We start from the raw sequence: 13559 nt of genomic DNA, 5'->3' as shown, positions 1-13559 counted from the left end.
CAATCGACGATGGCCCCGATCCATCCGGGGAATCCCCGTTGGGAAACAATCCCGTCCCCCTTTTTCTCAGGACCATAAAATCAAAAGAAGCGGTCTGCGGCCGCCTACAAACGTTTCTGCGATCGGAAAAATCGGTCGTTCGGGTTGTCGAAGTGATAAAGTTTGGCGCCTTCGATGCGCTTGGCCAGGGCGCTACAGGCGAGGACGGCCAGAAACATGCCGACCATGGGTCCGATCCAATAGATCCACCCTCCATCCCAAATCCCAGTGATGACGGCGGGGCCAAACGTCCGGGCTGGGTTGGTGCTGGTGCCTGAGATCGGGGACTCCCACCAGACCATCAGGGAATAAAGCGGAGGGAAGAGGGCCGGGGTGAAGGGGCGGATCGTTCGGAACCCGAGAAAGACGGCGAGGAGCGAGACCATGATGAACGTCGTCAGGATTTCCCCCCCCAGCGCTGTGGAGAGCGCAAAGCGCGGGCCCGGAACGGTGGCGCCGAAGTCCACGCTCCGGCCCATGGCTCCCCACAAAAACAAAGGCAAACACCCCAAGACCGCCCCCGCCAGCTGGGCCAGGATGTAACCAACGGTCGTTCGGACATCGAGTTTGCCCATGAGCCGAAAGGCCATGGTGACCACCGGGTTAATGTGCGCCCCGCTGATTTTCCCCACTGGGGAAAGCGCGATGCAGGCGCCGGTTGACCCAAACAGGAACCCCGTGATCAAACGCCGGATTCCCTCGCTGGGGATCAGGGCCGCCATGGGCGAGCCGGTGCCAAACATAAAAATGACCACCGAAAGCCCACCCAGGACAAGCCCCCCTGTCCCTATGAGTTCCGCGGAACACTTTTTCCAGGGAAAATGAAATCCTTTAAGCAAGTTCATTTATTCGCTCCCCGACTCCCCGTGCGTCTCAAATCGCCAAGAAACTTTTCCCGGAGCGGTTGACCGAAAATGTATCGTGCCCCAGCCTGAAGATAGGAATTGTATCCGCCGGACACTTCCTGGCCCCACAACCCAACTCCAGGACGAGCCCAGAGAACCCAATGATCCCCCATCCTCACGCCCGTTTCGCATTCAAGGTCGCCGGCGCTTTTGTCAGTGACCCAATCCATAAAGATGACGGGATTCAAAACGATCCATTGTCGTTCTCGGAACGATTTGTCCATAATAAATTCCACTCGTGTCCGTCGAATGTCGGTGCGGGCGGAGTCTCCAGCGTAAGAAAACTTGTGTTGGAGCGAAGCCGACAACAGGGTGTCCTTGAAAGGATTCATCCCCGCCACAGCCACCGCGGGACCGGCGCTGTATTTTCCCAATCCAAAATCCGCCGACTCGGCCGTATCGAACCACAAATCGCAATAGGCGGTGAACCCTGCCCGGGGAGTCTTTTTAATCACGGCCGAACCGCGAAACATCACGTCCGCCAAACCGCGATCCATGGAGTGGGGATATCCTTGGGGAACAAGGAACATGTAAGGCAGATCTAAACGGAAACCGAGTTTGGGAGTTGGGGCCCCATCCACGCGCGCGGTGAGCAAATGCCAATCCGGACCGCCGGAATTATTGAAATATTCATCTCCCAGTTCAAAGCGTGACCGGAGGACGGTGGGGTCGTTTCCGACCTCCTCCTGGGCTGACGGCAACGCGGCGGCGGCTTCCGTCGAAAGGAGAACGTTGGCGAAGAGAACGCAGGCAGGGGTAGGCACAGGCAACGCATCCCCGTGCCGCGTCAGTCGGCCGTTGTTTGGATTGATTCGGAAAGGTTGAACATGGTCGGAGTTTTGGTTTGCGGCCAACAGCCATTGACCGCTCGGATCGATGGCGAAGTGGCGAGGCGTTTTGCCGCCGCTGAAGACCCACTCCACGGGCGACACCCGGCCATCTTTCGCACGGATGCGGAATACCCCCAAACTGTCGTGGCCCCGGTTGGACACGTAAAGGAACCGCCCTTGGGGATCCACCGCGATCTCTGCCGCGGTGTTTTCGCCCGAAAATTTCTTCGGAAGGGTGGACAGACTCTGGACGATGCGCCATGTCCCCTGGGAAGAGTTTTGGGCGATCACAGTCACGGTGGACGACAACTCGTTCAGGACGTAAACGAAACCGTTAAAGGGCGCGAAGGCGAGGTGCCGGGGTCCAGCGCCGGGATTCATTTTGACAAAGGGCGGGGCGCCGGCGGTCAATGTGCCGGTGGAGCTGTTGAAGCGATAGATAAACACTTTGTCCAACCCCAGGTCCGCGTTCAGGGCGAACCGATTGTCACGGGTGGTCTGGATGAAATGAGCGTGGGGCCCCGCTTGGCGGTCCCGGTCCACGCCCACCCCGGACTCCTGAACAAACGCGCTGGCGGGGCCCAGCTTTCCGTCTTCCTCCACGGGAAAAACAGCGACGTTACCGCCGTTATAGTTTGCCACGAGCAGGAACCGGCCCGAGCGGTCCAGGGAAAGGTGCGCCGGCGCCGCGCCGAGCGACGACACCTGCTGGAGGAGTTTTAGGCCCCGCCACCCTCGCCCGGTCTCAAATACGCTCACGCCGCCGGTGGGGTCGCCGTTGAACGTGTCGGTTTCGTTCACCGCGTAGAGGAATCGTCCGGTCGCATCCGTTGTTAGGAATGACGGGTTCTCGGTTTTGGCGGCGAGCTCCACCGGGCCAATATCGCCCGTGGCCGGGTCGAAGGGGGCGTTGTAAATGCCCTCGCTGTGGCCCCCGGAGTAAGTCCCAATATACAGCTGTTGGGCTGGGGTCGCGCTGTGAAGGGCGGACGCCAGAAGGGAGAGCCAAAGACTGGTTAATTTATTATTTTTGAGAATATTCAACGTGTTTGATCGTCCTGCGCAAGACAATCACCTCTCCCGCATCAGCGCCCCTGGCGCCCCAGGTGCCCAGAGCTCTGCGATGAGCCGCAAGCGGGAGAGGGAAACCGCTAAAAAGGCTCACGCTTGGGCGAATTGGATGACGACTTTGATGTCGTCGGGTTTTCGGTCGAAGGCTTTTTGGAAATTGGCGGGGGTTTCCGATCGGGTGATGAGCTTGGCCAGCCATGCGCGGTCCGCTTTGGCCAGGGCTTCTCCCCCTTTGTACCAGTGGCGTTTATTCGCGTTGACGCTTCCCACAAGCGCAAGGTTTTTCAGAACCCAGAGGGCCCCCGCGTCGGCCACGCTCACTCGGGAACGGATCCCACCGGTTCCCACGCCCGTAAAACAAAACACACCCCCGGCCCCCAATTTCAGCATGGAGTCCCCAATGACCTGTCCCACCCCGGTGCACTCAATAACGATATCCACTTCGAAGTCGATATCGGCGGCTGAGCCGGAGTGATAGGTGGCCCCCAGGGCCTTGACCAATTCTGGCTTGGGACCGGAATTCACACGATCCAACACATGGACCTCCAGCCCGCGCTGGACCCCGATCATGGCGGCCAAAAGACCAATGGGGCCGGCGCCGGTCACCAAAACTTTCCGCGGTTCCCAGAAAAAGCGCTGGCCCATGGCGAGAGCCATTTCCCAGGCTTTCGTGACCACCGTGGTGGGTTCTAACAACACGCCGAGGAGCCCCAACGTCGGGTCGAGCTTAATGGTGTATTCCGGTTCAATCCGCCACCGTTCCGACATGAACCCGTTAATTTGTTTGATTCCCCGTTCCGTGTACTGCCCGTTTCGGCACATGTCCCATTCGCCCACGGCGCAATTGGGGCAAGGAACGGGGTCGGGTCGTCGAACGATGCCCACCACCAGGTCGCCTTTTTTGAGACCGCTCCTGGGGCCGGGATCGATGACCCGCCCCAAAGATTCATGGCCCAACACCAAGCGGGATTGTTCCGGCGGGGCCCAGCCGTATTTTCCCTCGGCAATTTCCACGTCGGTCCCGCACACGCCCACCGCGATGGCTTCCACCAGCACCGAGCCTTCACGCGCATCCGGTTCGGCGACTTCTTCCAACCGGGCGCTTCCGACTTTTTTGGGTTCAACGGTAATGGCTTTCATAGTTTTACCTCTTTTTTTATTACATCAAAAACATGATATCCCCACGGAGGGAGGTCAAGAAATAAGCCTTGAGACAGGAGGTCACCTCCCGATCGATCGTAACAGGCGGGGCTCATTTTGTCTTTCAGCCGGACCGAGTGACGGGCCACGTCCGGCAAGGGAAGCGGAACGAAACACTGGCTTGAGTGGGCCGCATAATTTATCGTCACAAGGAGGCGTTTTCCTCCATCCCATTCCCAGAGAAACACCAGAAAAGAGTCCCAGGAACCGTTGCCGTCCACCGCGGAACGACATTCCAGTAGGCGCCATTGGCCCTCGCGCACAACCGGGTCTCGTAGAACAGCCAACAGTTTTTCATAAAATCCACGAATCGATTCATTGATCGGTTCCGCCGGCCCTCGAACCAGGTGCGGAGAGATCCGTTTTTTGCGGCCTTCAAATTCCCCCTGATGGAAAAACCGGAGGCCGGGGGACAGAAACGTGATGATCGCCGCGGCTTGATGTTGGGCCGGTTCAAAGGTCGCGGCGGCGCGGGGTTCGTCGTGATTTTCCAAAAAGCGCGCCAACTTATTTTGATAACCGATCTCTGCCATGAGATGTTCCCGCACGGGTCGCGCGTGTCCCTCGCGCAATCGGTCGTATAAGCGTTTGTCATAAGCGTAATCGAACCCTTGTTGCTGTAACGTCCATTCCATGTCCCAATACACTTCCGCCATGAAACAGAATGTTGGATTTTGGGCCCGAACGGTTTGGGTCGCCTTTGTCCAAAAAGGAGGCGAACGCCTCCCCCAGGTGCGCTCGAAAATGTCCGGCAGGACCAACATGGCCATGTCGCACCGCACGCCATCGCATTGCCGGGCGATGTTGACCAGCTCGGCGATCATGGCGTCCTGGGTGGCGGGGTTGGCGTAATTCAATTGGAGGGTGTCGGGCCAACCGGCGAAATACGGGTCCCGTCCATAGGCAAAAATCTCTTCGCCCCGCCGCGTTTTAAGGCGGGTGAAGTTTTGCGGCGCGCCCTTCACGTCCGCTTCGGTCCCCGGAATAAAATAGTCCGGGTGTTCGTCGATCCACGGGTGGTCGAGGCCCATGTGGTTGGGGACAAAATCCAGCATCAGCTTCAACCCGCGCTTTTGCAAACGCTCCCTCAGCCGGGCCAGGGCCTCTCCCCCCCCCAAATCCGGATGGACCGTGTAACCGGTGATGGCGAACCCAGACCCGCCGATGTCCTCCTCGCGAAGGTCGGGGAGGGTTTCTAAAAACTCTTTTCGCCATCCCGGTTCCAAGCGAGAGACGTCGCGGCCCTTCGCCCCCGTTTTCCAGACGCTTAAAAACCAGATCCAATCGAACCCCATTTGCTTCCAGTGGTCTAGGTCGGCGTCCGGCACGTCGTCCAGGGTGGCGGGTCGTCCCAGTTTCCGGGACAGCTCCGTCAGCCAGACGCGGGTGTTGATTTGGTAGAGAGATGGGTAGTGTGGGCTCATTTTATCTCAGCACCTTCTCCTCTTGGGAGAAGGTGCCCCGGAGGGGCGGATGAGGGGTTGAGTTGCTTGTTCGACAGGAAAATAGTCCCTCACCTTTCCCTCTCCCAAGAGGAGAGGGAAAAACACCTGAGTCGTTTTCACTTTCCGGCGCGCGGTGCGCTCCGCTTGGCGCCGACCATTTTCGATTTGCCCTCCGCCAGCACGCGATTGGCTTCCACGGTCTCAAAGAGATGCATGACGACCGTGATGACTCCGGTCCAACCCGTCTGGTGGCTGGCGCCAACGCCTCGACCGGTGTCTCCATGGAAGTATTCATAGAACAAGGGAAAATCTTTCCAGAAAGGGTCTTCCTGGAATTTCTGTTCCGTCCCATGCACCGGGCGATGGCCGTTTTTATCTTTGAGGAAAATGCTCGTGAGCCGCCGACCGATTTCTTTCGCCACGTCGTAGAGGTTCATCATTTTCCCGGACCCTGTCGGGCATTCAATGGTGAAGGAATCGCCGTAATAGAGGTAAAATTGCAAGAGTGCGCGCAGGATCAGGATGTTGACGGGCATCCAAATGGGGCCGCGCCAGTTGGAATTCCCGCCGAACATGCCGTTGTCCGATTCGCCGGGAAGATACGACACCCGATGCTCCTGGTCGCCCACCCGATAGACATAGGGTTTGTCTTTGTGAATGCGGGAAATCGCTCGAATTCCATAATCGCTCAAGAACTCTTTTTCGTCGAGCATGATCTGGAGCACCCGGCGTAAGTTGGTTTCGTTCAGGATCGATCCCAGAACCCGCTCGTTGACTCCCGGTTTCTTGAAATCGTGAATAAATGCGGTCAGTTCCGGACGTTCTTTGAGATAATCACCGAGGATTTTTGGCATCTCGGGATATTTCGCGCGGATGTCCCGTTCAAAGATCGTCACCGCGCAGAGAGGCAGGAGGCCCACCATTGAACGTACTTTTAGCCGCTCCGCCTTTCCGTCAGGGAGCTTGAGTACGTCGTAGAAGAAGCCGTCCTCTTCGTCCCACATGCCGAATTCCTCTTTGGACCGAATCATCCCCGACGCGATCATGAGGAAATGCTCGATAAATTTCGACACGAGGTTCAGATAGGCCGGATTATTTAACGCGAGTTCCACGCTGATCTCGACCATGTTTTGACAAAAGAGCGCCATCCAGGCGGTGCCATCGGCTTGTTCCAGATAGCCGCCGGTCGGAAGAGCCGAGGATCGGTCAAAGACCCCGATGTTGTCCAGGCCCAAAAATCCGCCTTCGAAGGCGTTGTTCCCGGCTCGGTCTTTCCGATTCACCCACCAGTTGAAGTTTAACAGAAGTTTGTGGAAAGACCGTTCGAGAAAGGCCAAGTCGCCTTTCCCTTGATCGGCCTTCTCCCCCAAATACGTGAAGATCGTCGACCAGGCATGGACCGGGGGGTTCACGTCACCGAAATTCCACTCGTAGGCCGGGATCTGGCCGCTCGGGTGGAGGTAGCGGTTCTTGAGCATGAGCTCCAATTGCTCTTTGCCGAAATCACCGTCCACCAGCCCCAAGGCCGTGACGTGAAACGCGAGATCCCAGGCGGCGTACCAGGGGTATTCCCATTTGTCCGGCATGGAAAGCACGTCGGCGTTTTTCATGTGGCCCCAACGATCGTTGCGGGTCGCTTTGTTCGGTTTAATGTCGTGCTGTTTCAGCCACTTGCCGACGTCGTAATAAAACCATTGTTTGGACCAGAGCATGCCAGCCAAGGCTTGGCGCATGACGAGAGCCTGGTCAGGGTTGAACGTCGACGGAATCACGTCCGCGTAAAACGCGTCGGCTTCCTCGAGTCGAGAACTGAACACGGTCTCAAACGGTTTCCCAAACTGAGTCGCCAGCGATTTCTTAATGTCCTTCTCCAAATGGTCCGTGAGCCGGAGACGCACTGTTTGAGATTTTCCGGCGCCCACCGTGAGAGAATAACGGGCCGCGGCTTTCGTTCCCTTCTTGGCCGGGTTCACCGCCTCTTTTTTCCCGTGAACGATATAGTTGTCGAAGGCGTCTTTCACGTAAGGCGTCGCGTTGGGGGTTCCGACGAGCCGCGCCGTGTTGGTTTCGTTTTCGGTGAACAGAAGTTCCGTGTTTCCTTCCGCGAAAAAATAACGGTCCCCCAATTCCCGGTGGGAGAGGGCCACCACGCCCCCTGTTTTATCCTGCGCCACTTGACGAAGAGAAGGGCGCGGGACGGGCTCCCCCCAGGACCAGTCATTGCGAAACCAGAGGGTGGGCAAAAGTTCGAGCGTCGCGGATTGAGCGCCCCGGTTATGGACCGTGATTTGAATAAGCATGTCATCGGGAGAGGCTTTGGCGTATTCCACAAACACATCGAAATAGGCGTTTTTGTCAAACACACCGGTGTCCAGCAATTCGTATTCCGGTTTTCCCCGCCCGCGTTCCCGGTTGGTGGACACGAGATTGTCGTAGGGGTAGGCCGCCTGGGGATATTTGTAAAGATATTTCATGTAGGAATGGGTGGGCGTGGAGTCCACGTAAAAATAATATTCCTTCACGTCTTCCCCGTGGTTCCCCTCGGGCCCGGTGAGGCCGAAAAGTCGTTCCTTTAAAATGGGATCTTTCCCGTTCCAAAGGACCAAGGAAAAACACAGATTTTGTTTCTCGTCAGAAATGCCGGCCAGTCCATCTTCCCCCCAGCGATAGGCGCGCGAGCGGGCGTGGTCATGGGGAAAATAACTCCAGGCATCGCCGTGTTCGCTGTAATCTTCGCGCACCGTTCCCCACTGTCGTTCGCTAAGGTAAGGCCCCCACTTTTTCCAGTCCGCCTTTTTGGTTCGGGCTTCTTCTAACCGCGTTTGTTCAAAATTCATAGGGCCCCCCCCCTGACTAGAACGCTTGCCCAACGTAAAGATAGACACTTTTGGCTTTCCCTTCCCCTTTGGAATAACCGAGGTAGGCGGGGCCGATCCCGGTGTCGAGACCGACCATCACGGTTCCCGAAAAAAGCCCTTCGATGGCGTCAAATTCGTTGCCGTCATTCCACACGCCGCCCCATTCCGCGGCCGCGCCCCCGTAAAACGGTTTCCCGCCCAACTCCCCGACCTTGTAAAGATATTGAGTTTGGGCCAGGGCTTTTTCTGTTCCAATCAAGCTGTTTTGGCTGTAGCCTCCCAAGTTAAGAAACCCGCCCAAGCGTTGAAGGTAGGAGTTTTCCTGGGTGTTATTGAAATTGTTCGCCCACTGCCCTTTCAGCCGGACCGTGTGCCGTTCGCTGGAAAAAGCCCCCATGGCGCTGACGCTTCCCATGGACGCGGCCGCCGGAGCCCCCACCGACGTTCCGGTCATCCGACCGCCGATTTCTCCCAAGAATCCATGGCGAGGAAAGCTGGCGTCGTCCACCGTATCGAAAGATAATTGGCCGACCCCTTCCACTTGACTGTATTTCAGTAAATAATCCGGGGCCGTGGGCGTGTGATAATTCTGATCCACCCACCCGAGTCCCAATCGGATTTGGCCCCAATTGCCTAAACTCCGCCCCCGCCGCCGCCCACGCCGGAATGTTGATCGCGGAAAGGCAACTCGTTGCCTTCATTGACGAGGATGGCTTGGTTGTTTTGTTGAAGCCAGCCTTTCACGAAAATAAAATAGGGGGCCCCATAACTTAAATGGCGGGGAACTTTTCCGATGGGCTGATAGAGTTCCGCGGAAACCCCCGAATTCAGGCCCACGTTGCCGTCGACTTGAAGTTCGGCGCCTAATTCATTGAGTTCTGTCCGTTGATACCGAGCCGTGATCCCGTAGTCCCCGTGACCTTTGAAATCTTCAGCCATTTTAAAACCCAGTTTTAAATAATCCGGTCCCCAGCTTTTTCGAGGCGCCTCAATGACCACGATGTTTTTGTCCCCGCGGCTCTCGGAGTGATAGTCAATGCACTCAAAATATCCCAGCCCGAAAAGCCGGGCCAGGTCCGACTGCATGCGGACGGGATCCAGCGCCGCCCCCAGGGGCTGGCTCACAAAGGGTTTTAAAACGCTGTCGGAGATTCGGGTTCCGTTTTTGATCTCAATCCCGTCCACCCGGGGAAGTTCCGGCGTTTTTCCCAGAGAATCCCGCCAGTTTTTATATTCTTCCGCGGAGAGAGAAAACTGGGCCAATTTTTTGGCCATGCCCCGCGCGGCGTCTTCCCCGCGTTTGATGATTTCGGGGATCTTTCCGAAATCCACAAAGCTGAGCCCCGTCAAGTCGGGCTGAATCAACAAATCGTCCTTTCCAACCATGGAAAGTTGTTCGACGTCCGCCACCTCGCCCCCGAGCCGACCGACCTGCGAAATCACATCCAAAACCGAGTGGATGTCTTTTCGTTTTGAAAGAGGCGTGCCGATATTCACAACGATGAGACGATCCACCCCCATTTTCTGAACCACATCGACCGGAATGTTTTTCAGATAGCCGCCATCCACATAAAGCCGGCCGTTGATTTCCACGGGCGAGAAGAGGGGCGCAATGGCGATGGAGGCGCGGATGGCATTGACCAAGTCGCCTTTGTCCAACACCACCGATTTGCCTGTTTCGAGATCCGTCGCCATGGCGCGGAACGGGATGGAAAGATCGTCAAAACTTGCCACCGAACCCGTCACGTGGGACAGTTTTCGAAGTTCCGTCACAAAGTTCTGCCCCTCCACGAACCCCAAGGGAAGTTTGGCTCCCCCTTCCCCAACACCGATGCGGGCTTTCACCAAAAAGGTCAGGTCGTCATTTTTGCGACGAAACGAGAGCTCGCGTCGAGGCGGGGAATCATTGAAGGCCGCGTTCCAATCAAAATTGGCAAAGAGCGTTTCCAGCTCTTTTGTATTGAGGCCAGAGGCGTACAAGCCGCCCACTGCCGACCCCATGCTGGTTCCGGCAATGAAATCCACGGGGATCCGTAGTTCCTCCAAAACCTTGATCACTCCCACGTGGGCCGCGCCGCGCGCGCCGCCCCCGCTCAAAACCAGTCCGATGCGAAGGCGTTTGGGTTTGTCTAGTTTTTGCGGCGCCGGAGCCGTCATGCCAGCCTGCGTGGCGAACAGGAAGGCCCAGATTAAAAAGATGATCTTTTTCATACAACACCTCGTTTTTTTTTGAACCGCTTTTTTAAAATTGAAAGGAAACGCCAACCGATGGACCACTGAATCTCAGGTCCTGCAAAAGACTCGATCCGCTCGTCTGATATTCAAGCTGGCGATACGTGGCCGAGATTTCTCCCCAATGAAAGGCATAAGTGAGCCCCGCCATCGCCTGCCAGGTAAAATCAGCTTCTCCGGTTCCGAGATCGAGGTAATAGGGGATGGACAATGGAGTCTGTCCCAATCGCGCCTTTCCTCGGAATCCGATTAATATATCCCAGAGCGTCTCCCGGTCAATGGCATTCCCGGATTTCTGAAATGTATCCCCGGGGCCTGGACCGTTGATCGCGGCGGACAAATTCCAGTTCGTTTCCGCGCGTGTTCCAAAATAGCGGAACCCGAACATCGGTTCAAAGGATCCCTTATTGGATTCAATCCATTGATACCCCGAAAGCACAGTCCACCCAGTCATCTCCAACGTGGTGTTGGTTCCCGCATCCAACGAAGCGCTCACCTCGATGAGGCCGCCGGAATTAAATTCCGTTGACTCCACTTTGCTTTTTTCATCCGCCAACCGCATGTAAAGAAAGTCCGAAAGAATGAACCAACGCCCCTCCCGCGCTTCCAAAGCCAGGGGAAAGGCCATTTTTAAATTGTCGAGGTAATCATCCGTTCCGATCTTGACGTTTGTTTCTTTCGATCCCCCAGCGCTCCCATGTTGAATCGTGGCCCCGATATCGGCAAACCAGAAATATGGGGTCACCGCGAACGTCCAGTCGTTTTTCCAGGAGCTTGAAGAAATGGTCTCCGCACTCAAATTGTTCTGCCCATACAGGACACAAAACATCCCCAATAAACAAAACCATTTTATTTTCATACAACCTCCTTAAACCAACCTCTTGTAACCGTTCAGGTATTTTTCCCTCTCCTCTTGGGAGGCCGTTCGCAGAGCTCACGGCACCGGGGGCGGCAGAGCCGCTGATGCGAGGGCAGGGTGAGGGAAATATTTTTTTGATGATAAGATCGTCCATCCCCTCATCCGGCCCTCCGGGCCACCTTCTCCCAAAAGGAGAAGGACCATGGGCCCCGGAAAGGACCCCTATTCTTCATTCGTCATTTGAACCCTCTCTCCCAACCCTTTCCACCTACCCCATCCGAGCCCCCGATGACGTGGGAAGCTTATCTCCGGTGACTTTCGCCCAACGCTCATTAACCAGTTCTTTCGCCGCCTGTTCCAGGAACTCCGGCGCGGCCCACTTGTTAACATCGAAGTCGTTTTTAATGTAGCCATGGCTCCGCATGAAATCTTTTCCGATCTCAACAGAGACCAGGTTCTGGGGCGAAAGGTTGGGCACCATGTCGATGTCCTTAATGCCTCGGTAGGTGTCCTCCACATCCAGGTAAAAGGTCTGTTTGTCGAGGATCGCGGCCGCCGCGTGCTTGTGCTCATTGGCCCAGCGCCCCACTTTGATCATCCCTTTCATGAACGTCACCACCAGCTCGGGATGTTTCTCGGCCATCACATCGGTGCAAGTGATGGCGGCGGGAATGTTGGCCACTTGAAGGGTCCAATCCGGATATCGGGACAGGTCTTCAATGGCCTTCATCTTGCCCGTGGCCTCCTGCAGGTGCTGGAAGGGTTTGCTTTGGGTGTAAATCGCATCGACCACGCCTTTCAACAGGGCCGTTTCCAGCGGACGAAAGGCCAGGTCATGTTTGTGGTCCCGTTTGAGCCACAACTCGGACGCATTGTCCATGGGATCCAACATCTCAGGATTGTTGTACCAGTCGTCCGCGTAAGGGAACTCGACAATCTCCACATCCTTGCGTGTCATGCCGTTCATCCGGAGCATCAACTCAATGCCTTGCTCTTCCTGAATGCGCCACCAGTCGTTCTTAATCCTGTTCAGACTCTTCGAGAGTCCGATCTTTTTGCCTTTTAGTTCAGTCATCCGGTAGAGGTTGTCCCGGGAGCGAACCATCATGCACCCGCCTTCGTGGGGGGCATGGGTGACACCCAATAACCGCGTCCGGCGAATGTCCGCTTGAACATGAATGGGCGGAAATAAACCGCCAAAACGGATGAGATTATCGAGGTTATGGATATAATGGGGATACCAATCGTTCTCCCGGACAGAACGCAAGAAACCGTATTTGACGCCGATCTTCTTGAATTCTTCTCTGGTCCAGCCCAGTTCCTGGTCCACATTGCTGGCGGACACCAGGGGACAATTGGTGTAGTACACCTCTTTCCAATTCAATGGAACGGTGTTCAATTTCGTGTTTTCGAACGTTGTCTCTTTGATTTTTTCGTCGCCCATAAAACCCCCCGTAATTGAATTTAAAAAATCACCGGACTCAAAAGTTTGAGCCCCACTAAAATCATCTGCGTTGCCAGACAGGCCTGGATGAACACGAGCACGGCGCCGAGAACGGAAAGAACGATCGCCAAACCCGGCGTTTTCACCACCGTGTCGATGAAATACATCACCAAGAAGTCCAGCGCCATCATGATCGCCACGCTGAGAACAATGAGAGGGACGATCCCCGGACTGTTCGGCTCCTGCATCAGGAAGATTAATATGGCGGCGACACCCGCCTGAGGCACGATGATCGGCACCGCCACCGGGGACACCGCCAATTGGATCGGCGTGGCCCCCGGAACCGGCGTCGGCGGTGGAGCTTTGATGAAAATGGTTCGGAGCGCCGCGATCAAGAGGACCACCCCGCCGGCGATCCGCACCGCATCCAGCTGGATGCGGTACTTCCCCAACAGGCTCATTCCCGACACCACCACAAAGGCGCATAGCGCCGAGGCAATCAAGGCCCCTCGCACGGCCACGGCCCGCTTAAACCGAAGGTCAGCCCCCTGTGTCAACCCGGCGAAAGCCTGAATAATCTTCACCGGCCCCAACAACATGAAGAAGATCGTTAAAATGAATGAAAAACGCTCCATGGCGCTCTCCCTTTAAGTTTTTGCCGACAATCCTTCGTCAG

General features: G+C 56.3%; 10 protein-coding genes. All 10 read right to left on the bottom strand.

Features of this window, described 5'->3' with window-relative positions:
- Window positions 1–104 precede the first annotated feature (104 nt).
- The 10 genes from IPP35_01465 to IPP35_01420 all read right to left on the bottom strand — a co-directional run bounded on the left by IPP35_01465 (window position 105) and on the right by IPP35_01420 (window position 13518).
- Window positions 105–884: an aquaporin gene (locus IPP35_01465; GenBank protein MBL0057805.1), complete on the bottom strand. Its 780-nt coding sequence runs from the start codon at window positions 882–884 to the stop codon at window positions 105–107.
- Complete coding sequence (locus IPP35_01460; GenBank protein ID MBL0057804.1) at window positions 881–2818, bottom strand: lactonase family protein; 1938 nt, start codon at window positions 2816–2818, stop codon at window positions 881–883. The genes IPP35_01465 and IPP35_01460 overlap by 4 nt, the downstream gene beginning before the upstream one ends.
- Before the next feature lie 117 nt (window positions 2819–2935).
- Window positions 2936–3985 (bottom strand): glucose 1-dehydrogenase, encoded by a 1050-nt coding sequence (locus IPP35_01455; protein MBL0057803.1) that lies wholly within the window; start codon window positions 3983–3985, stop codon window positions 2936–2938.
- Complete coding sequence (locus IPP35_01450) at window positions 3982–5469, bottom strand: alpha-amylase (protein MBL0057802.1); 1488 nt, start codon at window positions 5467–5469, stop codon at window positions 3982–3984. Before IPP35_01450 ends, IPP35_01455 begins: the two co-directional genes overlap by 4 nt.
- Window positions 5470–5606: 137 nt before the next feature.
- Window positions 5607–8327 (bottom strand): glucosidase, encoded by a 2721-nt coding sequence (locus tag IPP35_01445; protein MBL0057801.1) that lies wholly within the window; start codon window positions 8325–8327, stop codon window positions 5607–5609.
- 16 nt (window positions 8328–8343) lie between these two features.
- Window positions 8344–8946, bottom strand: coding sequence for a hypothetical protein (locus IPP35_01440; protein MBL0057800.1), 603 nt, complete (start codon window positions 8944–8946; stop codon window positions 8344–8346).
- Between the two features lie 35 nt (window positions 8947–8981).
- The gene (locus IPP35_01435; protein ID MBL0057799.1) at window positions 8982–10559 is read right to left on the bottom strand and encodes a patatin-like phospholipase family protein; all 1578 of its coding nucleotides are present in this window, start codon (window positions 10557–10559) and stop codon (window positions 8982–8984) included.
- Window positions 10560–10590: 31 nt separating this feature from the next.
- Window positions 10591–11439, bottom strand: coding sequence for a hypothetical protein (locus tag IPP35_01430; GenBank protein ID MBL0057798.1), 849 nt, complete (start codon window positions 11437–11439; stop codon window positions 10591–10593).
- A 268-nt stretch (window positions 11440–11707) separates the two neighbouring features.
- Window positions 11708–12883, bottom strand: a complete 1176-nt coding sequence (locus IPP35_01425; GenBank protein ID MBL0057797.1) for an ABC transporter substrate-binding protein — start codon at window positions 12881–12883, stop codon at window positions 11708–11710.
- Between the two features lie 20 nt (window positions 12884–12903).
- Complete coding sequence (locus tag IPP35_01420) at window positions 12904–13518, bottom strand: MarC family protein (GenBank protein MBL0057796.1); 615 nt, start codon at window positions 13516–13518, stop codon at window positions 12904–12906.
- Window positions 13519–13559 lie beyond the last annotated feature (41 nt).

The sequence above is a fragment of the Elusimicrobiota bacterium genome (assembly GCA_016721625.1).
Taxonomy (GTDB): domain Bacteria; phylum Elusimicrobiota; class Elusimicrobia; order FEN-1173; family FEN-1173; genus JADKHR01.
This window is presented reverse-complemented; position numbering and strand designations above follow the sequence as displayed.

Bases quoted from the DNA above. Each gene is read 5' to 3' on its own strand.
- IPP35_01465 (MBL0057805.1), bottom strand. From the start codon at position 884: ATGAACTTGCTTAAAGGATTTCATTTTCCCTGGAAAAAGTGTTCCGCG.
- IPP35_01455 (MBL0057803.1), bottom strand. From the start codon at position 3,985: ATGAAAGCCATTACCGTTGAACCCAAAAAAGTCGGAAGCGCCCGGTTG.
- IPP35_01450 (MBL0057802.1), bottom strand. From the start codon at position 5,469: ATGAGCCCACACTACCCATCTCTCTACCAAATCAACACCCGCGTCTGG.
- IPP35_01445 (MBL0057801.1), bottom strand. From the start codon at position 8,327: ATGAATTTTGAACAAACGCGGTTAGAAGAAGCCCGAACCAAAAAGGCG.
- IPP35_01435 (MBL0057799.1), bottom strand. From the start codon at position 10,559: ATGAAAAAGATCATCTTTTTAATCTGGGCCTTCCTGTTCGCCACGCAG.
- IPP35_01430 (MBL0057798.1), bottom strand. From the start codon at position 11,439: ATGAAAATAAAATGGTTTTGTTTATTGGGGATGTTTTGTGTCCTGTAT.
- IPP35_01425 (MBL0057797.1), bottom strand. From the start codon at position 12,883: ATGGGCGACGAAAAAATCAAAGAGACAACGTTCGAAAACACGAAATTG.
- IPP35_01420 (MBL0057796.1), bottom strand. From the start codon at position 13,518: ATGGAGCGTTTTTCATTCATTTTAACGATCTTCTTCATGTTGTTGGGG.